This window comes from Amphritea sp. 1_MG-2023 (genome assembly GCF_030547545.1).
Classification (GTDB): Bacteria; Pseudomonadota; Gammaproteobacteria; order Pseudomonadales; family Balneatricaceae; genus Amphritea.
Genome location: NZ_JAUOQE010000010.1, coordinates 1 through 23,096, shown reverse-complemented (window position 1 = coordinate 23,096; position 23,096 = coordinate 1). Strand labels below are relative to the sequence as shown.

22 protein-coding genes and 1 pseudogene are annotated in these 23,096 nt (G+C 46.5%); 15 read left to right on the top strand and 8 right to left on the bottom strand.

Translation table 11 applies throughout. The features are described 5' to 3' along the window. The first annotated feature begins 293 nt into the window (after positions 1-293). The 7 genes and pseudogenes from Q4488_RS07435 to Q4488_RS07405 form a co-directional block, all read left to right on the top strand. Positions 294-1,178 (top strand): LysR family transcriptional regulator, encoded by an 885-nt coding sequence (locus tag Q4488_RS07435; RefSeq protein WP_303579846.1) that lies wholly within the window; start codon positions 294-296, stop codon positions 1,176-1,178. Between the two features lie 175 nt (positions 1,179-1,353). Next, a complete protein-coding gene (locus tag Q4488_RS07430) occupies positions 1,354-2,613 on the top strand; it encodes an NAD(P)/FAD-dependent oxidoreductase (protein WP_303579845.1) in 1,260 nt (419 codons plus the stop codon). 13 nt (positions 2,614-2,626) lie between these two features. Continuing rightward, entirely contained in the window at positions 2,627-3,043 is a 417-nt protein-coding gene (locus Q4488_RS07425) for a RidA family protein (protein WP_215952236.1), read from the top strand. A 12-nt stretch (positions 3,044-3,055) separates the two neighbouring features. Then, positions 3,056-3,730, top strand: coding sequence for a DUF1028 domain-containing protein (locus Q4488_RS07420; protein ID WP_303579844.1), 675 nt, complete (start codon positions 3,056-3,058; stop codon positions 3,728-3,730). Next, positions 3,723-4,892, top strand: coding sequence for an acetylornithine deacetylase (argE, locus tag Q4488_RS07415; protein ID WP_303579843.1), 1,170 nt, complete (start codon positions 3,723-3,725; stop codon positions 4,890-4,892). The genes Q4488_RS07420 and argE overlap by 8 nt, the downstream gene beginning before the upstream one ends. Positions 4,893-4,970: 78 nt before the next feature. Next, positions 4,971-5,951: a C-terminal binding protein gene (locus Q4488_RS07410; protein ID WP_303579842.1), complete on the top strand. Its 981-nt coding sequence runs from the start codon at positions 4,971-4,973 to the stop codon at positions 5,949-5,951. Positions 5,952-6,025: 74 nt separating this feature from the next. Next, a pseudogene (locus Q4488_RS07405) lies at positions 6,026-6,328 on the top strand (transposase); the annotation flags it as partial. A gap of 282 nt (positions 6,329-6,610) precedes the next feature. Here Q4488_RS07405 and Q4488_RS07400 read toward each other — a convergent pair. The 3 genes from Q4488_RS07400 to Q4488_RS07390 all read right to left on the bottom strand — a co-directional run bounded on the left by Q4488_RS07400 (position 6,611) and on the right by Q4488_RS07390 (position 8,930). Continuing rightward, entirely contained in the window at positions 6,611-7,414 is an 804-nt protein-coding gene (locus tag Q4488_RS07400) for a class III extradiol ring-cleavage dioxygenase (protein ID WP_303579841.1), read from the bottom strand. A 17-nt stretch (positions 7,415-7,431) separates the two neighbouring features. Further along, positions 7,432-8,376 carry a glutathione S-transferase family protein gene (locus Q4488_RS07395; protein WP_303579840.1) on the bottom strand — a complete coding sequence of 315 codons (945 nt, stop codon included), beginning with the start codon at positions 8,374-8,376 and terminating at the stop codon, positions 7,432-7,434. Positions 8,377-8,438: 62 nt separating this feature from the next. Beyond that, complete coding sequence (locus Q4488_RS07390) at positions 8,439-8,930, bottom strand: DoxX family protein (protein ID WP_303579839.1); 492 nt, start codon at positions 8,928-8,930, stop codon at positions 8,439-8,441. Between the two features lie 157 nt (positions 8,931-9,087). On the opposite strand from Q4488_RS07390, the gene Q4488_RS07385 reads away from it, so the two are divergent. Next, entirely contained in the window at positions 9,088-9,981 is an 894-nt protein-coding gene (locus tag Q4488_RS07385) for a LysR family transcriptional regulator (protein ID WP_303579838.1), read from the top strand. A 34-nt stretch (positions 9,982-10,015) separates the two neighbouring features. Further along, a complete protein-coding gene (locus Q4488_RS07380) occupies positions 10,016-10,294 on the top strand; it encodes a hypothetical protein (RefSeq protein WP_303579837.1) in 279 nt (92 codons plus the stop codon). 189 nt (positions 10,295-10,483) lie between these two features. Here the strand turns inward: Q4488_RS07380 and Q4488_RS07375 are convergent, their stop codons facing one another. The 5 genes from Q4488_RS07375 to Q4488_RS07355 all read right to left on the bottom strand — a co-directional run bounded on the left by Q4488_RS07375 (position 10,484) and on the right by Q4488_RS07355 (position 15,691). Next, complete coding sequence (locus Q4488_RS07375; protein WP_303579836.1) at positions 10,484-11,134, bottom strand: peroxiredoxin; 651 nt, start codon at positions 11,132-11,134, stop codon at positions 10,484-10,486. A gap of 132 nt (positions 11,135-11,266) precedes the next feature. Beyond that, the gene (locus tag Q4488_RS07370) at positions 11,267-13,015 is read right to left on the bottom strand and encodes a SulP family inorganic anion transporter (protein ID WP_303579835.1); all 1,749 of its coding nucleotides are present in this window, start codon (positions 13,013-13,015) and stop codon (positions 11,267-11,269) included. Between the two features lie 25 nt (positions 13,016-13,040). After that, positions 13,041-13,463 carry a TIGR01244 family sulfur transferase gene (locus tag Q4488_RS07365; protein ID WP_303579834.1) on the bottom strand — a complete coding sequence of 141 codons (423 nt, stop codon included), beginning with the start codon at positions 13,461-13,463 and terminating at the stop codon, positions 13,041-13,043. 13 nt (positions 13,464-13,476) lie between these two features. Then, the gene (locus Q4488_RS07360) at positions 13,477-14,367 is read right to left on the bottom strand and encodes an MBL fold metallo-hydrolase (RefSeq protein ID WP_303579833.1); all 891 of its coding nucleotides are present in this window, start codon (positions 14,365-14,367) and stop codon (positions 13,477-13,479) included. Positions 14,368-14,479: 112 nt separating this feature from the next. Continuing rightward, positions 14,480-15,691 (bottom strand): hypothetical protein, encoded by a 1,212-nt coding sequence (locus Q4488_RS07355; RefSeq protein WP_303579832.1) that lies wholly within the window; start codon positions 15,689-15,691, stop codon positions 14,480-14,482. Positions 15,692-16,015: 324 nt separating this feature from the next. On the opposite strand from Q4488_RS07355, the gene Q4488_RS07350 reads away from it, so the two are divergent. From Q4488_RS07350 to Q4488_RS07325, 6 genes are all read left to right on the top strand, one after another. Further along, entirely contained in the window at positions 16,016-16,612 is a 597-nt protein-coding gene (locus tag Q4488_RS07350) for a bifunctional 2-polyprenyl-6-hydroxyphenol methylase/3-demethylubiquinol 3-O-methyltransferase UbiG (protein WP_303579831.1), read from the top strand. 448 nt (positions 16,613-17,060) lie between these two features. After that, positions 17,061-18,509 carry a circularly permuted type 2 ATP-grasp protein gene (locus Q4488_RS07345; RefSeq protein WP_303579830.1) on the top strand — a complete coding sequence of 483 codons (1,449 nt, stop codon included), beginning with the start codon at positions 17,061-17,063 and terminating at the stop codon, positions 18,507-18,509. Next, positions 18,509-19,429, top strand: a complete 921-nt coding sequence (locus Q4488_RS07340; RefSeq protein ID WP_303579829.1) for an alpha-E domain-containing protein — start codon at positions 18,509-18,511, stop codon at positions 19,427-19,429. The genes Q4488_RS07345 and Q4488_RS07340 overlap by 1 nt, the downstream gene beginning before the upstream one ends. A 226-nt stretch (positions 19,430-19,655) precedes the next feature. Next, complete coding sequence (gene gmk, locus Q4488_RS07335; RefSeq protein WP_303579828.1) at positions 19,656-20,276, top strand: guanylate kinase; 621 nt, start codon at positions 19,656-19,658, stop codon at positions 20,274-20,276. 83 nt (positions 20,277-20,359) lie between these two features. Then, entirely contained in the window at positions 20,360-20,572 is a 213-nt protein-coding gene (gene rpoZ, locus Q4488_RS07330; protein WP_303579827.1) for a DNA-directed RNA polymerase subunit omega, read from the top strand. Positions 20,573-20,671: 99 nt separating this feature from the next. Continuing rightward, complete coding sequence (locus tag Q4488_RS07325; protein ID WP_303579826.1) at positions 20,672-22,795, top strand: bifunctional (p)ppGpp synthetase/guanosine-3',5'-bis(diphosphate) 3'-pyrophosphohydrolase; 2,124 nt, start codon at positions 20,672-20,674, stop codon at positions 22,793-22,795. The last annotated feature ends 301 nt before the right edge of the window (positions 22,796-23,096 follow it).

Below are 23,096 nucleotides of genomic sequence, written 5' to 3'. Positions count from 1 at the left end.
ATCTAACAATTTTAAAAAGCCAAAAATATATTTTTACTATCAATACCACCATATTTGCCCCAAAAAGAAACACTGCCGTCCAAAGTAGGGCATGACAATGATAAGCACTATTTAATGCTAAGAGTTTGTTGGCGTGAATAGCGTGAATTAGCCTGATACAGCAGTATGAGCGGTTATTGCACAACAAATTGCTCTCTATGGCATATTCATTGCTTAACCATAATGTATAGCTGATTAGCTATAAACAACATTTTTACAATGGCCCCATTATGAGACACTTTACCTTAAAGCAGTTGCACTATTTTGCCACCGTGGTCGAAACAGAAAGTATTGCTGAAGCATCAAGAAAACTTCATATCGCTCAGCCCTCAATCTCTATTGCCATTAAAAACCTCGAAGAAACCTTTGGTCAAAAGCTGTTAATCCGACATCATGCTCAAGGCGTCTCGCTCACCCCTAGTGGACGAAGCTTCTACGACAAAGCATCTGAACTACTGCGCCTATCTTATGAGTTTGAGCAAAACACCTTAGCGGGCAGCGAAAAAACCAGGGGCAAGATATCTATTGGCAGTTTTGCCTCAGTTGCGCCAATGTATCTACCTAAGTTGATTGCAGGCTTTAAAGCAACTTATCCTGACATTGAAATTCAGCTGCATGATGGCGAACAGCACGAGATTATGGCGGGATTACATAGAGGGCAGTTTGACTTAGCATTCTTGTATGATCTCGAACTGGATAACTCAATTCGTAAAGAGACGCTGAACGCGCCTCACAAACCCTATGCCCTTCTACCTGCAGGTCACCCTCTCGCTCTAAAAGACTCTGTATCACTGGCCGAGTTAAGTCATGAACCCATGATTTTGCTCGATGTTATTCCTAGTCGAAATTACTTTCTCAGCCTTTTTGCTGAAAAGGGTTTACACCCTGAAGTGGCTTATACATCACCATCCATCGAAATGGTTCGATGTATGGTTGGACAGGGACAGGGATTTTCCATACTGGTCACTCGCCCCAGCACTAATATGACTTATGATGGTCAAGAATTAGCCTATGTTGACATCGTTGATGATATGGAAAGCTCCACATTAATAATGGCATATTTAAAAACGAATGAGCCAACTAAACCCGCACGCTTATTTATAGACTACTGTCATAACTTCGATTTAGATAATATTTAAAAAACGTTGTTGATTGATAACCCCTCCCTTAACTATTTACATAAAAATAGTTAAGACATGATATTTTTCCTATTTAGATCGTATATTTATAATAATTTACTGCCTTTATTTACTGCCATAAGCTGGACTCATCCCTTCGCGGGTAATTGAACCCGATATATAAAGGCATTTACAAATGACAGTAGATATTACAGATATAGATACACTTATCATCGGGGCTGGTCAGGCGGGTATTGCTATGAGCGAGCACTTGACTCGCCAGGATGTTCCACACCTCGTATTGGAGAAAAATCGTATTGCTGAAGCTTGGCGCAGTGTGCGTTGGGATTCTCTAGTCGCTAACGGCCCCGCTTGGCATGACCGTTTTCCAGGTATGAATTTCCCTAACGCCGACGCAGATAGCTTTGTGCCGAAAGACAAAGTTGCCGAGTACTTTGAAGCCTACGTCGACAAGTTTCACGTACCGGTACGCACCGGTGTGGAAGTTCATCGTGTTGAAAGAAATAAAGGCACTAGTGGTTTTACTGTTGAAACATCAGACGGCATCTTTAATGCACAACGTGTGGTTTCCGCGACCGGTCCCTTTCAAATTCCGGTCATTCCCGCTATTGCACCAAAAACACCAGAACTTTACCAAATTCACTCGGCTAAATACCGCAACCCAGAGCAGCTACCAGAGGGTGGCGTGATGGTGATTGGAGCAGGCTCTTCCGGCGTACAAATCGCTGATGAGCTGCAACGTGCCGGCAAAGAAGTCTACCTCTCAGTTGGTCCACACGACCGCCCACCTCGTAGTTATCGTGGCCGTGATTTTGTGTGGTGGCTCGGTGTGCTTGGCTTATGGGATGCCGCTGCCAACGAGCCCGGTAAAGAACATGTCACCATCGCGGTGAGTGGTGCTCATGGTGGAAAAACTATCGATTTCCGAGAACTCGCTAATCAAGGCTTAAACTTAGTTGGCCGCACGGAATCCTTCAGCAACGGCGTTGTTCGTTTTAATAATGACCTAGCCGCCAACATTAAAGCTGGTGATGATAACTACCTATCATTGCTCGCGCGAGCCGATGCCTATATTGCCAATAACGGCTTAGATTTGCCCGAAGAGCCCGAAGCTCACACGCTATTACCTGACCCTGAATGTATGACTAACCCCATACTGGAAATGAATCTAGCAGAAAAAGGCATTACATCGATTATCTGGGCAACAGGCTACGCGACAGACTATAACTGGCTCAAAGTCGATGCCTTTGATGAGAACAATCAACCCAAGCATCACCGTGGCGTATCCAGCGAACCTGGGGTGTATTTTCTCGGCCTCCCATGGCTTTCACGGCGCGGCTCCACCTTTATTTGGGGTGTATGGCACGATGCAAAATATATTGCCGACCAAATTGTTATCCAGCGCCAGTATCAACAATACCGCAACGAGGTATAACCCAGGAGTTATCATGCCTACACATACGCGTATCAGAATGTTCAATACTAAAGAGACATACCCAAATCAGTCTCTAGATAATGATCTATGCCAAGCAGTTGTTGCCGGCAATACCGTCTACGTCCGAGGGCAGGTTGGCACTGACTTCGAAGGTAAACTCGTCGGTTTAGGAGACCCGCAAGCTCAGGCAGAGCAAGCCATGAAAAACGTAAAACAGCTGCTAGAAGAGGCGGGTAGCGACTTATCGCACGTTGTCAAAACAACAACCTATATTACCGACCCCCGCTATCGTGAACCGGTCTACCGTGAAGTAGGCCGCTGGATGAAAGGTGTTTTCCCTATCTCTACTGGGCTGGTCGTTGCTGGATTAGCACAACCTGAGTGGTTGATGGAGATCGATATTATTGCAGTGATCCCTGAACAACAATAATTAGGAGCAAGCATGACTATTTCTATTGCGGCATATTGCCCCGAAAGTGGCCAGTTAGGCATCGCCATCAGCTCATCCAGCATTGCTGTCGGTGCTCGTTGCCCATGGCTACTGGCAGGTGTGGGCGCCGTCTCAAGCCAAAATATCACACTGCCCGCATTGGGCCAAAAGATTCTTGAGCGCCTACAAGACGGATTAACACCCGACCAAGCATTAAAGTCTGCTCTATCAGAAGACAAATTCAGCGCCTACCGTCAGGTTACCGTTATCAATACGAGTGGCGAAACCGCGTGTTTCAGCGGTACTGAAACCTTAGGGACACACAACATGGTCAAAGCTCAGCATTGTGTTGCCGCGGGCAACATGCTGGACAATACAAACGTGATTGAGGCGATGACCCATAGTTTTGAAACATCTCGCGGCGAACTAACCAGCCGTTTAATCACCGCGTTAGCAGCTGGTATAGAAAAAGGTGGAGAAGCAGGGCCCGTACACTCGGCAGCCGTTAAAGTCGTCGACGATTATACCTGGCCATTAGTTGACCTGCGTGTCGATTGGGCCGATGAAGATCCTCTCGGTGAATTGTCGAAACTCTGGCAAGATTACGAACCACAGATGCAGGCTTACGTAACCCGTGCGTTGGACCCACGCCAAGCACCTAGCTATGGTGTACCGGGTAATGAGTAACGCTCAACCAAAGCTTTCTGCACAACTCCAACAGCTGCTCAGTAAGCTGTTGGAGTTTGACACCACGAGTCGAGAGTCCAACCTAGAGCTAATTAACACGATTAGTGACTATCTTGACCAATTGGGTATCAAGTCGACACTCATTTTCAACGCTGAAAAAACCAAGGCCAATCTCTATGCACGCCTTGGACCTAGTGGTGATGGCGGTGTCATGCTGTCGGGGCATACAGATGTGGTTCCCGTAGACGGTCAAAACTGGTCACATCCGCCCTTTCAACTCACTGAGCAAGAGGGCAAGTGTTTCGGCCGAGGCAGTGCGGATATGAAAGGGTTTATCGCCTGTGTGTTAGAGGCCATTCCACATTTTCAGCAAACCAACCTTCGCATGCCTTTACATCTAGCTTTTTCATATGATGAAGAGATAGGTTGCCTTGGTGTTCGAAGCCTTATTGAGCATCTACAGGCATCACCTGAAAAACCAGCAATGTGTATTATTGGTGAGCCAACTAATATGCAACCGGTCTATGGCCACAAAGGCAAAGTAGCCATGCGCTGCAAGGTGCTAGGTCATGCTTGCCACTCAGCCTACGCACCTGAGGGAGTCAATGCGATTGAGTATGCGGCAAAGTTAATTACAAAAATAACCGAGCTTGCAGAACCACTGAAACAGCATTTAGATGATCGGTTTGACCCGCCCTATAGCACCTTACAAACGGGAACGATCAAAGGCGGTGCTGCCTTAAATATTGTCCCTGAATACTGCCAATTCGACATAGAAATGCGTTATCTCCCTAAAGCTAACGCCAGCAGCACCTTTAATCAGTTGCAGGATTATGCACAACAAACTCTTCAACCTGTTATGCAATCAGTCCACTCGGGCGCAGATATCCAGTTCGAATCGTTAGCGGCCTATCCCCCACTGTTAACCGATCCCCAGTCTGAATTTGCCCAATGGCTCGCGGGTTGGAGTCACAGCCAAACATTTGGCACAGTAGCTTTTGGTACAGAGGGTGGATTGTTTGATGAAGCTGGAGTAGCCACTTTAGTCTGCGGTCCTGGCAGTATGGAGCAAGGACATAAACCCGATGAGTATGTGAGCAATGAACAACTTGAACGCTGCCGTTTCATGCTTGATAACCTGCGTCGCTGGATGAGCGCTTAACCTTAAGCGTTTAACTCGCCCATGTAAGCTTTATAGCAGAAAGTGAATAGAGTGTTCAACCGCTCAGGAGGGCCTCTAGTGAGTCAGAAAAAGAACGTCGTTTATTACAATATGCCGGGTGATCTGAACTATGAAAACCGACTCTTAAACGAGTGGGGCATCAGCGATTTAGCGCTAACCCAAGTCACTGGAAACAACCTGATTGAGGATGTTAAGGATGCCGAGTCTTTAACACTGGAATACACCGAGGTGGATGCCGATACCTTAAAGCATTTACCCAACTTGAAAATCATCGCGCTGCAAAGCATTGGCACCAATGAGATCGATATCAAGGCTGCGGATAAAGCCGGTATCTATGTGACCAATACACCCGGTTTTTGTGCTTATGAAGTCGCTAGCCACGTTATGGCACTGTTACTCGACCTCAGTAGAGGTATCAGTACATACAATACTAGTGTCAAAGCTGGGAACTGGACTCCCTTTATCGGCAACGAACTTCACCGGTTAAAAGGAAAAACCTGCGGTCTTGTCTCATTAGGCTCTATTCCTCTGGCATTGATTCCGATGCTAAAGGGCTTTGGTATCAACGTGGTTTTCTGCCATTCATCTAAAACAGATAAAGAAGCAGAGAAACTGGGGATTACTAAGTGTAACTCCTTGGAAGAACTGCTCGCGATATCTGATATTGTTTCTCTTCATACGCCACTATTACCTGAAACAGAGAACATGATAAATGAAGAAACATTCTCACAGATGAAAGATGGCACCATTTTAATCAACACAGCACGCGGTGGACTCATTGATGAAGAGGCATTAATCAAGAACCTTCGATCTAAAAAAATATCGGCAGCGGGATTAGATGTGCTCGCGGATGAAGCCAACCACAACAGTCAACTGATCTCGTTGGAGAATGTCATTGTAACGCCTCATGTCGGTTTTCTATCGCAAGAATCTCTAATGGAGAGCCGAAGAATTGCGCTTGAGCAGATAGTCATGAGTCTCTCTAAAGGGCTAAAACCAACCTACGCTGTGAATAAAAACATCGTCACTCGAGAATAGGTCAGGGCCTGACCCTGTACATAGAATTGTGTAACTGCCTATCATAGAGCCAGTAATGGCTAAGGATAGGCAACATGGATAAAAAGCAACTCGAAGCCTTCGCACGCGAAGCGGCTAAAAGCATTAAAACCGAAAGTGATCTCAATGACTTCCGGCAGATGCTAACCAAAATCACCGTTGAAACGGCCCTTAATGCCGAACTGGATGAACATCTGGGTTACGACAGGTATGTTAAAAGTTCCTCTGATAATAGCCGAAATGGCTATTCCAGCAAGACCTTACGTACCGAAGATGGGTCGATTGAGATTGATGCTCCACGGGACCGAGATGGCAGCTTTGAACCGAAGTTAGTTAAAAAGCAGCAGACTCGCTTCACTGTAGTGGTCAACTAAAACTGGCCACCGCTTTAGAGGTTTTTTGATATTCCTGTTCTGCTACTAGTAGCGATAATCCCTTATTGAACTGGTGAGGCCGGTACTGGTTGTAATATCCAACGATGTACTCAGTGATCGAGTGTACGGCAGAACTAAAACCAAGATATCCAGATTTCGGCATCCTATATATCCTCAACCTATTTTTACAACCAATAGACCATGCGCGGGTTCGCCCCTACTGACACTTATACAGCTTCAAACAAACTCTTTCTTAAGCAACAGACCTCATACACTCCACAGAAACATTGACGATTGCTTTTTCATAATCTCTGCTTTGAATGCCTTGTCACTCGGCTTAGTAGCCATGCCATAACAGACATGCAAAGGGATTAAGTGCTCTTCCCTTGGGTGGCAAAATCTCGCTCCCGGCGCAGATGACCAATGCACTAGTCGCTCCTCTCTTGCCTCTTCTAACAGCACCTCATCGCTTATTGTTTCCCTTAACCACTCATCAAAAGCGATGTTCATTGCTCGAGATCCCTGTGACTCTGGACTGAAAAATGCGCGCATATTGTGGAAGGAAAACCCAGAGCCAATGACCAGCAAATTATGCCACTCAAGTGACTGCAGAACCTTACCTATCTGAATATGCAGGTCTGGATCAAGATCGTGCACCAATGATAACTGCACACAAGGAATATCGGCATCCGGATACATCAGTTTAAGTGGCACAAATAAGCCATGATCAAAACCTCGCTGCTCGTCTTGCACTGCATCGATGCCACTTTCTTTTAGCGAATTCATCACACTTTTTGCTAATACTGGCTCACCTGGTGCAGGGTACTCAATCTCATAGGCTGCTTGTGGAAAACCGCCGTAGTCATAAATAATTCCAGGATTTATTCCTGAAGTCACAGTGGGCAAACGCGCCTCCCAATGAGCGCTGATCACTAGTATCGCGCTGGGTTTATCTATTTCCGAGGCAATCTCTTTTAGCGTCTCGACCATTTCATAATGATCTGGGTCTCCCAACAAAGGCATGGGGCCACCACCATGAGAAATATAGACAATGTTTCGTTTCGTTTTCATGTTAACTCCAGCTATTTTTAAAGCGCTGGACCAACGGGAACAATGCCAGTGGGATTAAGCGCCTTTATAGAATAGTAACCTGCTTTTATGTGCTCTATATTCACTGTGCGTTGAATACCTTCAATCGCCAAAATACGATGCATGTAAGCATGGAGTTTAGGCATCTCTCTAATCATGTTTCTATTACACTTGAACAGCCCATGGTAAGCCACATCAAATCGAATTAAGGTGACAAACAAACGAATATCCGACTCAGTAAGTGCGTCACCAAATAGAAATTTACGTCCATCTGCTAATCTTTCTTCCAGAGAATCGAGCGCATTGAATACTTTTTCAAAGGCTTCTTCGTAAGCTTCTTGTGTCGATGCAAAACCAGCTTGATATACACCATTATTGAGATCGGAATAGATATATGCATTTAGTGAATCAATCTCTGATGCCAACTCACTGGGAACCAAATCAGGGCCCGTATCTTTGAGATCGGCAAAGACTGTATTAAACATTCGAACAATATCAGCCGACTCATTGTTAACAATGGTTTTGTTTTTTTTATCCCACAAAACAGGAACGGTTGCTCGACCGGTGAAATCTGGCGCTATCTGAGTATACAATTCATGCATATAAGTCGCCCCATTCAGGTCATCACGATCACTCCCGTGGAAATCACCAAACTGCCACCCTTGTTCCGACAACTTGGGGTTAACCACAGAAACCGAAATAATATCTTCCAACCCCTTTAAAGCTCTCGCCATTAACGTGCGGCTTGCCCAAGGACAAATATAAGCAACGTACAAGTGATACCGACCTGCTTCCGCTTTAAAACCACCTTCACCAGTGATACCTGGAGAGCCATCAGGTGTAATCCAATTTCGAAACGACGATGTTTGTCGTATAAAGCGACCTTTTTCGTCTTTGTTCTGAACCGGTTGCCAGTTCTCTTGCCAAACGCCATTGACTAACATCAGCAAATACCTCCATAAAAATGGCCTTCCTGCAGTACAGGAAGGCATTGTTAATTCAACAATTAAGCCACTTGTTTTAAGTGCGATGGCTCATTCACAGAAGCATTACCAACCAACTTTTTTGCCAGCCTATTATCAACCGAAAAGCTTCCTGCACCTTGAATCGTTAATGCTACGGTTGTAGCAAACAATGCAAGAGCGTATTCATAACCATTGTTTGTCAAGAAAAGTCCATGCTCAAAGTGGACACTAAAAATAGCCACCAACATAGTAAATGCGCTCACGGCTGCAGCAGGTCTGGTTAACAAACCAAGTACCAAAGCCAGGCCACCGTAAAATTCTGCACTGCCTGCCAAGAGGGCCATCAAATATCCTGGCTCTAATCCGATACTTGCCATCCACTGACCAGTACCTTCAAGGCCATATCCACCGAACCAGCCAAATAATTTCTGTGCACCATGAGCAGCCAGGATAACCCCAACAGGTACTCTTAAAGCGAGTGCTGCAAGGCCTGCACCTGATTTCAATATGTTGTGTATAGTTTGCTTGTTCATCGTGAATTTCCTCTCTAAGTCATAAGTGAAAACTGGCCGCCTCAATCAGGTTGATATCTATACTACTAACAACATATTGACTAATAAATAATGATATTATGGAATAACTATCAACGTAATGTTTGCAATATAGGGTTTATCCATGGACCGCTTAGACATGATGAAAGCATTTGCCACCGTAGCAGACCTAGGTAGCTTTACCAAAGCCGCTGAGAAACTAGAGACCTCGAATCAACTAGTGAGCAAATATGTATCTCAGCTAGAAGAGCAACTAGGTGCCAGACTATTTAACCGAACAACTCGGCGTGTTCACTTAACCCAAGAAGGTGAACAGTGCTTACAGCATGCCATGCACATTCTGGAGAGTGTTCATGATATGGAAAGCCACTTTGGTGGACTTCAAAGTACTGCCAAAGGGCTTCTACAAATAAGTGCACCAGTCTCCTTTTCAACATTACACCTTGCGCCACTTATCCGGGATTTCAAACAAGAGTACCCGGAAGTCGGCGTTAACCTTGAATTGAGTGATCGTAAAGTAGATGTTATCGAAGAAGGGTTTGATGTCGCACTGAGAATAGGACACTTAAAAAGTTCATCTTTGATTGCAAAAAAAATAGCACCTGTAAAACTCGTACTTTGTGCAGCCCCTTCATACATTGAAAAATACGGAACCCCGTCCCACCCAGAGGAATTGAGCCGCTCGCATTTTTTACATTACAGCTATATGGATTACTCGGCCCCCGATAATCCACTAATGAAGGTATTGCGTTCTAATTCGCATACAAATCAATCAGGCTTGAGCGCAAACAATGGTGAGATATTGATGGCAGCCGCTATTGCTGGTGAGGGTTATATTCTGCAACCAACATTTATCGTGGGAGAAGCACTGAAGCAAGGCAAGCTCAAAACGATGCTTAATAACATTGAACTGGAAACGATGAGCTTATACGCCGTCTATCCTCATCGAAAACTTCTAGCGCCAAAGCTTCGCGCCTTTCTCGACTTTTTAGACTCTTATTTTGGAGAACCACCTTATTGGGATGATTATTGATTAAAGCCCACTACCGAGCGGCATTACTAACGCCATGCTGCCGCTATTCAAACTGCCCGAGCAATCAGCATTAAAGGATGATGAACTAAAAGATAGCGTGTTACTTTATTTGGCTGGACGTATTGGTGACCGTGTCGCGTATCTTGGCCTAGATGATTTGTCCGGTTTCAATATCGAAGCCGCATCGGAACCCGATACACTGCTGATAAAACACTACTTAGACGCGTCGGATCAAAACCTGCTGAGGCATTTACTGACGGATGCCGAGGTGCATAAGAAATTTAATCGTCTGTTAACCTCATTAGCGATTTAAACAAGGATGCAGCATCACTGCATTCGATTCATGCACGCCGATACTCATAACATGAAGTGACCCGCTGCAAGATATACATGATTCACTCAAGCTGACTATGTATATAAAAACGTATATAAAAAAACGCCCTGTCCACCAGCCGAAGCGGCGAACAGGGCGTATCATTTGACCATGATGATCAAGCCATCATTATGGTTGTTTAGTGGTACGTAAGTAAGGCAGTTTTATATCGATCTCACCGAACTTAGCCTTGGCTTCGTCATCATTGAGCGACAGACCAACGATAACATCTTCGCCTGTACGCCAGTTGGCGGGGGTTGCGATCGGCGCTTGAGCTGTCGCTTGAAGCGCATCGAGCGCCCGCAATACTTCGGCAAAATTACGGCCGACAGACATAGGGTAAGTCATCGACAGTTGCAGTTTTTTGTCTGGGCTGAAGATAAAGACCACACGTACACTGGCAGAATCCGCCGCGGTACGGCCATCCGGCAGGTAAGCATCGGCAGGTAGCATATCCAACGCCTTAGCAACCGCCATGTCATCATCAGCAATGATCGGGAATTTAGCTGGTGCACCGGAATATTTTTCGATATCGGCTTTCCACTGAACATGCTCATCAACACCGTCAACCGATAGGCCGATGACTTTGGTGCCGCGTTTTTCCCACTCAGCCGCCAGTTGAGCTACCGCACCAAATTCTGTTGTACAAACGGGCGTGAAGTCTTTCGGGTGACTGAACAGGATAGCCCAACTATCGCCGATGAAATCATGCAACTTGAAGTCACCTAGATCTGTTTTCAAATCGAGATTGGGGACAATGTCATTGATTCGAAGTGCCATCTTTCATTTCTCCTGTTGTCTTGCTGTAATGAGCATACTTGCTCTTCATTGATTACATAATAATATAAGCTTATATCTAAAAGAAATTTAACCTATCAATACACTTAATAGGTAAAACTTATACGATGATCGTCATATCTCGGATACCTCTAAATCATCGTGGTGATTTTTGCTAGCCGCTTTCAGGTGCTGCCAAGCGGCAAAGGTACTGATGAATATTTCACCACTAAGTCGTTGAGGAAATCCAACCTTATCCAAACGATCCATCACCGGCCCTTTAACTTCAGCTAGATGAAATTTAATGCCTGTATCCATCAAGCGTAGATTGATCGATTCTAAGCTATCCAAAGCGGATGCATCGATCAGATTAACCGCCTGACAGCTGATCACCAGATGCTCAAGCTTAGGACGTTGACTGACCAGTGTCTGTATTTGGTCCTCCAGATAACGGGCGTTGGCAAAATAGAGGCTTTCATCGACTCGCATAATCAACAGGTTAGCACTCGTTTCCACCGTATGCCGTTCGATATTTCGAAAGTGTTCACTGCCTGCAACGCGTCCCACGACGGCGGTATGTGGCCGGCTAGTGCGATAAATATGTAATGCGAGTGACAAACCAACACCGGCAAGAATACCCGCCTCGACCCCTTGCAGCAGGGTGATCACAACGGTTAATAACATTGCCGAAAAGTCAGCCTTGGAATAACGCCACGTATGCTTGATCGCATGTACATCGATCAGCGACAGTACCGCAATAATGATGGTAGCCGCCAATGTAGCGATCGGCAATGTCCGCAACAGGGGGGTTAACCAGAGAATCACCACCAGTATGCCTAAGGCGGTCAATGCACCAGCTGCAGGGGTACGTGCGCCGGCATCAAAGTTCACCACAGAACGAGAAAAGCCACCCGTCACTGGCATCCCTGTACTCACTGCCGACCCCAGGTTGGCACAGCCAAGGCCGATAAGCTCCTGATCCGGATCAATACGTTCGCGACGTTTCGCGGCTAATGTCTGCCCTACGGACACCGACTCGACAAAGCCAACAATACTGATTAACAATGCCCCAACCCACAACTGCTGCCAAAGACTGACATCAGTAGATGGTAGCGCTAAAGGCGGCAAGCCTGCGGGCACTTCACCCACAATCGCCACTCCTCGCTCAATCAAAGCAAATTGAGCCGTCAACCAAGTCGTAACCAAGACGGCTAAGATCGGCGCAAGACGTCCAACGCTACCGGCAATGGCTCGACTAACACCTAGACCAGTCAACAGCGGCCCCAACCAGCGCCGAGTTGCATAGAGAAAGAGTAGCGTCCCGCTACCCATCAATAGCGTCGTCAGATTCATTTCAGGTAGCGCCTGAGCCAAAGCCACCAGCAATCCAGGGAGGCTATGACCACTCACCGATACACCCAACAGATGCTTAAACTGACTGACAGCAATGATGACAGCGGAGGCCGTAATGAAACCAGAAATCACTGGATGACTCAGAAAGTTGGTGAGAAATCCCAGCCTGAATAAGCCCATCAATGTCAGCATAATGCCGGACATAAAGGTTAATAGAATAACTGTCGTCAGGTAGGCCTCCCCCTCGGGAGACACAATATTGCCAGCGGTGGTCATGGTCATCAGCGCAATGACGGCCACTGGCCCGACTGATAACGCACTGCTCGTACCAAAAACGGTATAGATCAATAAGGGGGCGATGCTGGCATAGAGCCCCACTTCTGGCGGCAAACCCGCCAGCATAGCGTAGGCTAATGACTGAGGCACTAGCATCACGGTCACAATCATCGCCGCCAACAGATCCTGATTAAAGGTTGCTAAACGGTAATTAGGCAACCATTTCAGGATCGGTAGATATTTTTTAATATTCACTTAACCCCCTTGGGAGCTTACAAAATCAGCGTTTAGTAAAGCGATCCTTCTCGGCATGTAAATCATGCCCGGCAGCATGGGCAGCCTGCAGCAATAACCCTATATCACAGCTTTCCTGCTGTAGTTGATTATGAATCCAGAGTGACACCGCACGACGACCACTGCGACAAAAACCCAGAATAGGCGTCGGCAGCGTTTCAATCGCCACACCAAAGGCCTCAATCGCTTCCGCTGTATATTCACCCGTTGTCACCGGAATCTCTACCAATTCAATACCCGCCGCTTCTGCTGCTTGGCGCAGTTCATTCGTGTCGATATGGTCTTCGGCTTCGCCCGGCTGACGATGACAGATAAGCGAGCGAAAGCCTTGTGCTTTCAATTCAGTTATATCACTTGGGTAGATTGCATGACAGATGGAAAAGCCCGGTTCCAGTACTTTAATGTCCATAGTTTCCTCAGGTTTAGTTAAATAAATTAATGGGTATTTTCAGATATACTTGAGCGTTATCTTCAGCTGGCGGCATCTCGCCCGCGCGCATATTGACCTGTACCGATGGTAAAATCAGAGTCGGCATGGCTAACGTAGCATCACGTTCTGTGCGCATGCGGACAAATTCAGCCTCAGTAATGCCTTCATGAACATGCACATTGTGCTGTCGCTGCTCCGCCACACTGGTTTCGTGGCAATAAACTTCTCTATTAGGCGCTTTATAATCATGACAAAGGAAGATGCGAGTTTCAGCCGGCAAGCTGAGCACCTTGTTAATCGAACGAAATAGCGTGCGTGCATCACCACCGGGGAAATCACAGCGAGCCGTACCGTAATCCGGCATAAACAAGGTATCACCAACAAACGCCGCATCACCGATCACATAGGTCAAGCAGGCCGGTGTATGTCCTGGCGTATGCAGTATATAGCCTTCACAATTACCAATACTGAAACGCTCTCCTTCTTCAAAAAGGCGATCAAACTGACTACCGTCACGGGCAAATTCGCTGCCCACGTTAAATGCCTTACCAAACGTATCCTGTACTACCGTAATGAGCGCCCCAATGCCGGTCTTACCGCCCAGCGCTTGATGCAGATAGGGGGCGGCCGACAGGTGATCAGCATGCACATGGGTTTCTAAAATCCACTCAACTGTGAGGTCATGATCACGAACATAGGTAATAATTTCATCCGCCGAACGGACATCCGTACTGCCGCTGGCATAGTCAAAATCTAATACTGAATCAATAATGGCACAGGCCTGAGAGCTAGGATCTTGCACCACATAACTGAAGGTGTTTGTTGGCTCATCAAAAAAGGCTTTTACCTGAGGCACACATGGGGAGGTTTTTACTTCACTCATGGCCGGTCTCCTGTTTCTTTAATATTAGTATTCTCTAATATTAAAGAAAATTGCGACGTTTGTCTGCTGTTGTTTGTTTAAATTTAACTATGGCTGTCATAGTCACAGCGCACTATTCCATTGACGCAATGTCAACCGGCTTATGGCGAAGTAAACGATGACTTAGACGTAACAGTGCCACCAGCGTCAAAAACTGCACGATCGCTAAAACACCAATGCCTAACCAGTAAACAAGACTAAATGGGATAACGATGCCGCCCTGTACCCACACCAAGTGCCACCAAAACATACCCATCACAAACACCGCTACACCGGGGCAGATAAGGCCAAAACTAATGGGGTGGCGCTGCTCGCCGAGTAGATGATCGCTTAGATAACCATTCAATTGCATCATACGATATCCCAACAACATGACACTCAACTGCAACATGTAAATAGCGGTTAAAACCACAAATAATGTCCCCTGTTCGACCGGTTTAGCAAAGTGATGACTCAAGCCGTGCTGCATCCGTACCCATTCGATACCAAGCAGTGTCATAATCGGAATTAACATCCAAATACTCGGCGTCGCTTGCGCCTGTAAACCATACTGCAGCATCGCTTGCAGACCGGATATCAAAACCAACACACCGGAGACCACCGCGATCACCAGAAAAAGAATCGAAAGTGTGGCTGCCAACGCCGCGACTAATACTGAATGCGACATCGCTGCCGGTGCGGCAAAGCCGACAGATAGCATAGAAAAAGTAAACACCGCCATCAGCGAAGACAGATGATTATGTTCTTCGTGACGATAACCGCCTTTGACCAACAATCGGCTCAGATAGTGACCATAGAGCTTCAGCGACCAGACACCGATAGCGGCAAACGCTAATAGGGCTAGTGGGAAAAGGTATTCCACAATGGACCATAAACCGGGCACACAGAGTGCCCCGAGAGCAAAACAGACATTGACTGTCATCGCCAGTGTCAACGGCTGAGCCATCAACTGCACTTCACTCGGCGATCCCAGTAAACGCTGATAGGCTTCGGTATTACGGGCCGCGCGATACTCTCGCATATTCCAGATCAACAGCACAAAATGCATTAAGGCCAGCAACACCATTAACAGAGCCGCTAGCATGGCCACCGGACGAACCCCTGTGGGTAATGGCGTCATATCAGTGAGTAAGCGTTCAAAGTGTTGCCAAGTCGGCATCGAAAAACCCGGATGAGGTACCAACCACATCAGATACATGAAAAATGAAATAGAAAGTCCACCGGCACCCAACGCCGCCAACCAATAGCTGGGATGCCAGGGTTGATTAGGGTCTCGTTTTAACATCTGTCATCTCCTTATCCTTGGCTTGAGCCAAACTAGCCCAGTCATCAACACTGTCAATGTAGCCGAACGCGACCGTAACCACTTCACGACTATATACATATATTATATTAGATAATTCTAATGTAAAATCATTTTATAGCCTATAAAGGCGCTTGATTGATGTCGATGGCAGGCAGTTAAGTCGACATCTTTATTCATCAGGTGGGAGAACAAACAGAGGTTACATAACAACGGTTCGCAGAATAATAACCCTTGTTTTGACTGTATTGTGACAGCCTTTGACGTAACTCCGAGGATTTTTATTAACACACTAAAGAGGCACTTATGTGGGATCAACGTTACCAGAATGAAAACTTTGTCTATGGCACTGCCCCCAACGACTTCCTAGCAGAGCAGGCCTACCGAATACCGCAAGGCTCCGTTCTTTGTCTAGCAGAAGGAGAGGGACGCAACGCCGTATACTTGGCGCAAAAAGGTTATCAAGTTCATGCCATCGATTTATCCCCTGTGGGGCGCGACAAAGCAATGAGCTTAGCGCTAAAAACAGGCACACACATTCGTTATGATATTGGTGACTTGGCTCATCTTGAGATTGCACCCAACAAATGGAATGCAATTGTATCAATTTTTGCCCACACCCCTTCGGCTTTGCGCCGCGAGATACACCAGAAAGTGGTCTCCGGTTTGCAACCAGGAGGGGTCTTTATTCTTGAAGCTTTCAGCCCACAGCAACTCAGCTGTAGTGGTTTCGGTGGGCCTCAAAATCCCGATATGCTGATGTCACTACAACATCTAAAACAAGAATTGGCTGAGCTGAAGCTGCTAGTCTCGCGAGAGTGCCTAAGACCTATCAATGAAGGAGAGCTACACCGTGGCGAATGTAGTGTCGTACAACTCGTGGGCATCAAGCCGTTAGTATAAAGCGTCGTCCTTATCCCCATGTATTGCGGTGATGCAATTGACTGTATCAAGCAGTTTAAACAGCCCAGCATAAAAGCTGGGGGCATCTGTCACCGTTCTCGCCCCCTCCAATGAGTAATTCCTCCGCGGGGTGAATAAGCCTATTCGATGCACATCGCTGATCAGAGCGCTGCTCATCACCGATCACCTGACAACCTCACTATCAATCCCGCCGTCCTTAATCTTATGATTAATACTGTCGACATACACATTATGTTAATTTCAATTTGCGAATAAACCCCAAAAAAACTTATGGCCTATATATTGCAAAATCTATTAAAGAAAGGATTTTCAACCATTTCAGATGATTTTTAATGCTATATTGCACAGATATATGGCATGGTTAACATAGCCGTTCTAGGCCGCACAAGAAAAGTGCAATAGGGTTCATGGAACCGAGGGTATCTACATGAGTATCGACTGGACTGAGTATTCCACCGGCAACTTTTATGATGAACTAATCGCAGATGATCGCTCGCCAAGGGAACCTGCGACTCGGCTGGTAAACTACCTTGGCTCAATGAGTACAGCTGAGATCAATAAACGCAAAAAAATGGCGGAATCGACCATTCAAGAAATGGGGGTCAGTTTCACTGTCTACACGGAAGAGGGAAATATTGATCGCGCGTGGCCTTTTGATATCATCCCACGCACCATTTCGGCTTCCCATTGGGAACAGACGGCCAAAGGTCTAAAACAACGCTTAAAAGCATTAAATATGTTTATCAACGATCTATATCACGATCAAAACATTATTAATGACGGCGTGGTGCCTGCAGAAATCGTCTTGAAGTCTAAAAACTTTCGCCCCGAATGCGTTGGCGTAACGCCTCCTCATGGTGTGTGGGCAAATATCTGTGGTACCGATCTGGTGCGTGATTTGGATGGCCAGTTCTATGTTTTAGAAGATAACCTTCGCGTGCCTTCTGGTGTCTCTTATATGATCGAAAATAGAGAGATTACCAAGCGAGTGTTACCCGAACTCTTCTCTGAAAACTCGATTCTGCCGGTCAACAATTATCCCGCGCATCTGTTCGAGATGCTTGCCTCCCTCTCCCCTCGTGAAGTTGCCCAACCAGAAATTGTCGTACTCACCCCCGGCATCTTTAATTCGGCTTATTTTGAACATGCGTTTCTTGCCCAACAAATGGGCGCCGAACTGGTAGAAGGCAGTGACCTTATCGTCGAAGATGATGACTGCGTTTATATGAAAACTATTAGCGGTTTGGAACGCGTGGATGTCATTTATCGTCGTATTGATGATGAGTTTCTCGACCCTGAAGCCTTCAGGGAAGACTCCATGCTCGGCGTGCCGGGCTTGATGCGCGCCTGGAAAGCAGGCAATGTTGCGCTAGCGAATGCTCCCGGTGCCGGTGTCGCCGATGATAAAGTTGTCTATGCCTATGTGCCCGATATTATTCGTTACTATCTAAAAGAAGAACCCTTACTGCCTAATGTCGAAACCTTCCTCTGCTCAGACCCTGAACAGCGTCAGTATGTATTGGAAAACCTTGATAAATTAGTCGTCAAACCGGCTAACGAATCAGGCGGTTATGGCATGCTCGTCGGGCCTCATTCAACCAAAAAAGAGCAGGAACAGTTTGCCGAGTTGATAACCAAATCACCGCGTAACTATATTGCTCAACCAACCTTAAGCCTATCCACAGCCCCCTCATTAATAGGCTCGACACCCGAACCGCGCCACCTCGACCTGCGTCCCTTCATATTGCAGGGTAAAAAACTGTATGTGACTACCGGCGGCCTAACACGGGTTGCAATGAAAAAGGGTTCACTGGTGGTTAACTCGTCTCAAGGTGGTGGCAGTAAGGACACCTGGATTGTAGAGGAGAAAGACTAATGCTCTCTAAAGTTGCTGAACGGATGTACTGGTTCTCTCGTTATATTGAACGAGCCGAAAATACTGCACGCATGGTCGGTGTTTACGACAATTTACTGTTTGATCTACCTCGTGCGATCAATATTAGCTGGTTCAACCTCGTGGTCATAAACTCATCCGAAGACGTGTTTAATGCCCGCTATACCATTCAAGATGAAAAAAACGTCGTTAAATTATTGCTCGCCGACAGTACCAATCCCAACTCAATGGCTTCCAGCCTACAAATGGCCCGTGAAAATGTGCGCACGAGTCGAGATGTTTTGCCGCTACCGCTGTGGGAGCTAATCAACGAACTGTGTATGTATGTCTCAGAGCATATCCGTGACGGTATTAATCGTACCAATCGACATGGTTTTTTGGATACTGTGATTAAAGGCTGTCAACAGATCAACGGTTTGTTAGCCGACAATATGAGCAAAGATGCCGCGTGGCAGTTTATCCGCTTAGGTCGCAACCTAGAACGCGCCGATATGGCAAGTCGGATTCTCGATGCTGGTATTACCGCCCAATTAAACACAACGGATATTGAGCAGGATATTGATCCATCACAGATAATCTGGGGCAATGTGTTACGCTCATGCGACGGCAGCATGAACTATCGACGCACCATGCGAGTTACTGTCGAAGGCACCAAAGTCTGTGACTTTTTGTTACATGATAAACACTTTCCACGTTCCATCAGTTTCTGCGCAGAACAGATGATGGCCGCCACGAGCCTACTACCAGCTTGTGATATAGACGAGCTAAAAAAACTGCAGCAGCTCATCGCTGAAGATCAGCATGCGCTAGATAACTCATTAAGTGACTATCTAAATGAGTTACAGCTAAGCTTTGCTCGTCTGCATCAAGAGTTTGCTCAGTGCTGGTTTGCAGTAGACTAAGCGGTTGGCATGCTCAGTAAAAAGCCAATGTGGATGGTCTGCATCCGCATTGGCGACACTCTCTTAAGCGCCGTTTCTCTCTTACCGAATAACTCCCTCTCATCTCCTTTGCGAATCGAATAATAACGCACGGAGATTATTATAACGTCGTCGAAGGCGTTATAATGCCCACAAATTTATGCCGTGTTCAACGGCGATATAACCGCCCGAAAAAGTGAAACAACTAATGACACAGATAGGTACGCTGTATGTTATCTCAGCCCCCTCCGGCGCTGGCAAAACGAGCCTAGTTAAAGCACTACTGGCACAAGACAAACAGGTTCGCGTGTCGGTATCCCATACGACTCGCACAATACGTCCCGGCGAAACAGACGGACATGACTATAATTTTATCTCCATGTCGATGTTCGATGAGATGATTGAAAATGGACAATTTCTCGAATACGCCAATGTTTTCACCAATAAATATGGCACCTCACGCGTCTGGGTTGAAGAGCAACTTCAGCAAGGTATTGATGTCATACTCGAAATTGACTGGCAGGGCGCTCAACAGATACGTAAACAGATGCCTGAGTGCACTTCCCTATTCATCTTGCCACCGTCAACTGCTGACTTACGTCAACGACTCACCGGCCGTGGAACAGATTCTGAAGAGGTGATTAACCACCGCATGTCAGAAGCAATAAGCGAAATGAGCCATTACCACGAATATCAGTTCCTCGTTATCAACGATAACTTCGATACGGCGTTGCATGAACTGCAGTCCGTTTTAACCGCTCAGCGTTTAAAATTGCAGCAACAACAACAAAAGCATGCCGACATGCTCGCCGAACTCTTGTCAGAATAGCGAAGCTAAGGTAGACTGACCGGCTATCCTAACCAGGTCTTATAATTGATCTGAATGACTGAATCATATAACCGAGGTCGTAAATGGCACGCGTAACTGTTGAAGATTGTCTGGAAAATGTAGACAACCGTTTTGAATTGGTAATGATCGCGTCTAAACGTGCTCGTCAGATCGCTACCGGTGGAAAAGATCCTAAAGTAGAATGGGAAAACGATAAGCCAACCGTTGTTGCTCTTCGCGAAATCGCCGGACAACATATCGACGTTAGCATCCTGGATGAACGCGAAGAAGATTAATCCTTTTTCAATTCGCCTAAATAGGGCATCATCTCTATTGTTTCTGTTGTTTATGTAGTCTGGCAATCACCCGCTACGTTAGAGGCATAGGAGTAATTGATGCCAACTGTTGATGCGCTTTCTGACCGCCTGACCGGCTACCTTGATCTACAACAGATCAAGCTGGTGAGGCGTGCATATTTTTATGCTGAACAAGCCCATGATGGGCAGCGTCGTAAAAGTGGCGAACCCTACGTCACCCACCCTCTTGCAGTTGCCTCGATTCTCGCGGGCATGCATATGGATCATCAAAGCCTAATGGCCGCCATGCTCCATGATGTTATCGAAGATACCGATGTCTCCCGAGATGGTCTCGAAAAGCAATTTGGTCAAGTCGTCACCGATATAGTCGATGGTGTCAGCAAACTGACACATCTAGAATTTGAAACGCGCGCTGAAGCTCAAGCAGAAAACTTTCAAAAAATGGTCTTGGCCATGGCGGTCGATATCAGAGTCATTCTGGTAAAGCTTGCCGACCGATTGCATAACATGCGCACACTGGGTGCGATGCCGCCAGAAAAACAACGTCGCATTGCCCGAGAAACACTCGATATCTACGCTCCCGTCGCGGCCCGATTGGGTATGAGAGACTTACAACTCGAACTCGAAGATCTCGCTTTTCAGTCATACTATCCCATGCGTGCCAAATATATTCGCCGGGCTGTCGTACAGGCCCGCGGCCAGCGTAAGTATGTTATTAGCTCCATTGAAGAAGCGATACGCAACCGGTTAAAACAGGAAGGGCTTCCGGGAGCGGTTTCGGGTCGCGAAAAGCATCTGTATAGCATTTACACCAAGATGAAAACCAAGGGTAAATCCTTTGCTGAAATCATGGATGTCTTTGCTTTTAGAATCGTGACAGAGTCGGTAGACGATTGTTACCGCGCACTAGGCATCGTACACAATTTATACAAACCCGTTCCTGGGCGTTTTAAAGATTACGTCGCCATCCCCAAAGCTAACGGTTATCAATCGCTGCATAGCGATTTATTTGGTACGCGAGATATTACTATCGAAGTACAGATCCGTACAAAAGAGATGGATGCCGTTGCCAGTCAAGGCATCGCGGAACACAGCCATTACAAAATTTATGGTGATTCAAGTTCGGCGATCGATGGCTATAATCGAGCACGTAAGTGGGTTCAAGGACTGCTTGAAATGCAAAAACGGGCGGGTAACTCGATGGAATTCATCGAAACCGTTAAGACCGACCTGTTCCCTGACGAAGTCTATGTCTTTTCACCTAAAGGCCGTATTTTCGAACTCCCTCAAGGCGCAACCGCCGTCGACTTCGCCTATGCGGTACATACAGATATTGGTAATTCCTGTGTATCATGCAGAATAAACCGCCACTTAGCACCGTTATCTCAACCGCTACACAGCGGTCAAACAGTTGAGATTATAACCACGCCCAGCGCGCAGCCAAATATGGCATGGTTAAACTTTGTCATCACAGGAAAAGCCCGTTCAGCCATAAGACACTTCATTAAAATTCAGCATCGTGGCGAATCCATCGAACTTGGCCGACGCTTGTTGACCCAATTCCTATCCAATTACGGATCGAATATTGAAGATATTGATCCCATAGCCCTAGCCACCCTCTTAAAAGAAGCCGAATTAAAATCACTCGACGAGCTGCTTGAAGATATTGGTATGGGCAATCGCATGGCTTATGTTGTTGCACGTCGACTACGCCCTGCAGAGCTACAGGAATCTGAGCCTCAGGAGCTATCAGAGGGAGATAAACACCCTCTAGCAATCCGCGGTACAGAAGGCATGGTACTCCACTACGCGCGCTGCTGCGGGCCGATTCCGGGAGATAGCATCACCGGACACATTAGTACCGGACGAGGCCTAGTGATCCACCGTACCGATTGTCGCAATATTGCCTTCATGAAAGATGATGCAGAAAAATGTATCTATCTAGAATGGTCCAATAGCATCGATGATGAATTTATTGTCAACCTTGATCTTAAAGTTGAACCCGAACGTGGACTCATCGCCACCCTCGCAACAACGGCAGCCGGCATCAGCGCTAATGTCTTAAAAATCGATATCACCGAAACAGATGATGCATTAAGCACCGTGCATATCGACCTAACAGTCAAAAACAGGGTACATCTTGCGAAGGTAATGCGTAAGCTAAAAGCACTGAGCGCGGTCTACAAAGTCACACGCGTATAAACATTCATTGTCAACAAAAAGCGCACCTTGAGTGTGTTTTTTTATCAATAAACAATACTTCGGATGATCGGCGCTCCCCCATACAGCTGTGAATCACACCGGTGGTGTGAATAGAATACCTACCCAACCTTGTCGCGATTGAACGGCAAACCAAAGCAATATGCGTGAGGTGCCCAAAGGGCATGCTACGTCGCCCACATAAACACGTTCATGCCATCAACAACCCTTTGACCTCATACCCTGCTGTAGCGAGCGACGCCCTCGTCGCGATTGAACGGCAAACCAAAGCAATCGGCGTGAG

Excerpts from the sequence above, each read along its gene's own strand:
- Q4488_RS07425 (WP_215952236.1), top strand. The coding sequence starts at position 2,627 with ATGCCTACACATACGCGTATCAGAATGTTCAATACTAAAGAGACATAC.
- Q4488_RS07385 (WP_303579838.1), top strand. The coding sequence starts at position 9,088 with ATGATGAAAGCATTTGCCACCGTAGCAGACCTAGGTAGCTTTACCAAA.
- Q4488_RS07365 (WP_303579834.1), bottom strand. The coding sequence starts at position 13,463 with ATGGACATTAAAGTACTGGAACCGGGCTTTTCCATCTGTCATGCAATC.
- Q4488_RS07360 (WP_303579833.1), bottom strand. The coding sequence starts at position 14,367 with ATGAGTGAAGTAAAAACCTCCCCATGTGTGCCTCAGGTAAAAGCCTTT.
- Q4488_RS07430 (WP_303579845.1), top strand. The coding sequence starts at position 1,354 with ATGACAGTAGATATTACAGATATAGATACACTTATCATCGGGGCTGGT.
- Q4488_RS07355 (WP_303579832.1), bottom strand. The coding sequence starts at position 15,691 with ATGTTAAAACGAGACCCTAATCAACCCTGGCATCCCAGCTATTGGTTG.
- argE (WP_303579843.1), top strand. The coding sequence starts at position 3,723 with ATGAGTAACGCTCAACCAAAGCTTTCTGCACAACTCCAACAGCTGCTC.
- gmk (WP_303579828.1), top strand. The coding sequence starts at position 19,656 with ATGACACAGATAGGTACGCTGTATGTTATCTCAGCCCCCTCCGGCGCT.
- Q4488_RS07380 (WP_303579837.1), top strand. The coding sequence starts at position 10,016 with ATGCTGCCGCTATTCAAACTGCCCGAGCAATCAGCATTAAAGGATGAT.
- Q4488_RS07390 (WP_303579839.1), bottom strand. The coding sequence starts at position 8,930 with ATGAACAAGCAAACTATACACAACATATTGAAATCAGGTGCAGGCCTT.
- Q4488_RS07395 (WP_303579840.1), bottom strand. The coding sequence starts at position 8,376 with ATGTTAGTCAATGGCGTTTGGCAAGAGAACTGGCAACCGGTTCAGAAC.
- rpoZ (WP_303579827.1), top strand. The coding sequence starts at position 20,360 with ATGGCACGCGTAACTGTTGAAGATTGTCTGGAAAATGTAGACAACCGT.
- Q4488_RS07345 (WP_303579830.1), top strand. The coding sequence starts at position 17,061 with ATGAGTATCGACTGGACTGAGTATTCCACCGGCAACTTTTATGATGAA.
- Q4488_RS07420 (WP_303579844.1), top strand. The coding sequence starts at position 3,056 with ATGACTATTTCTATTGCGGCATATTGCCCCGAAAGTGGCCAGTTAGGC.
- Q4488_RS07340 (WP_303579829.1), top strand. The coding sequence starts at position 18,509 with ATGCTCTCTAAAGTTGCTGAACGGATGTACTGGTTCTCTCGTTATATT.
- Q4488_RS07400 (WP_303579841.1), bottom strand. The coding sequence starts at position 7,414 with ATGAAAACGAAACGAAACATTGTCTATATTTCTCATGGTGGTGGCCCC.
- Q4488_RS07350 (WP_303579831.1), top strand. The coding sequence starts at position 16,016 with ATGTGGGATCAACGTTACCAGAATGAAAACTTTGTCTATGGCACTGCC.
- Q4488_RS07375 (WP_303579836.1), bottom strand. The coding sequence starts at position 11,134 with ATGGCACTTCGAATCAATGACATTGTCCCCAATCTCGATTTGAAAACA.
- Q4488_RS07325 (WP_303579826.1), top strand. The coding sequence starts at position 20,672 with ATGCCAACTGTTGATGCGCTTTCTGACCGCCTGACCGGCTACCTTGAT.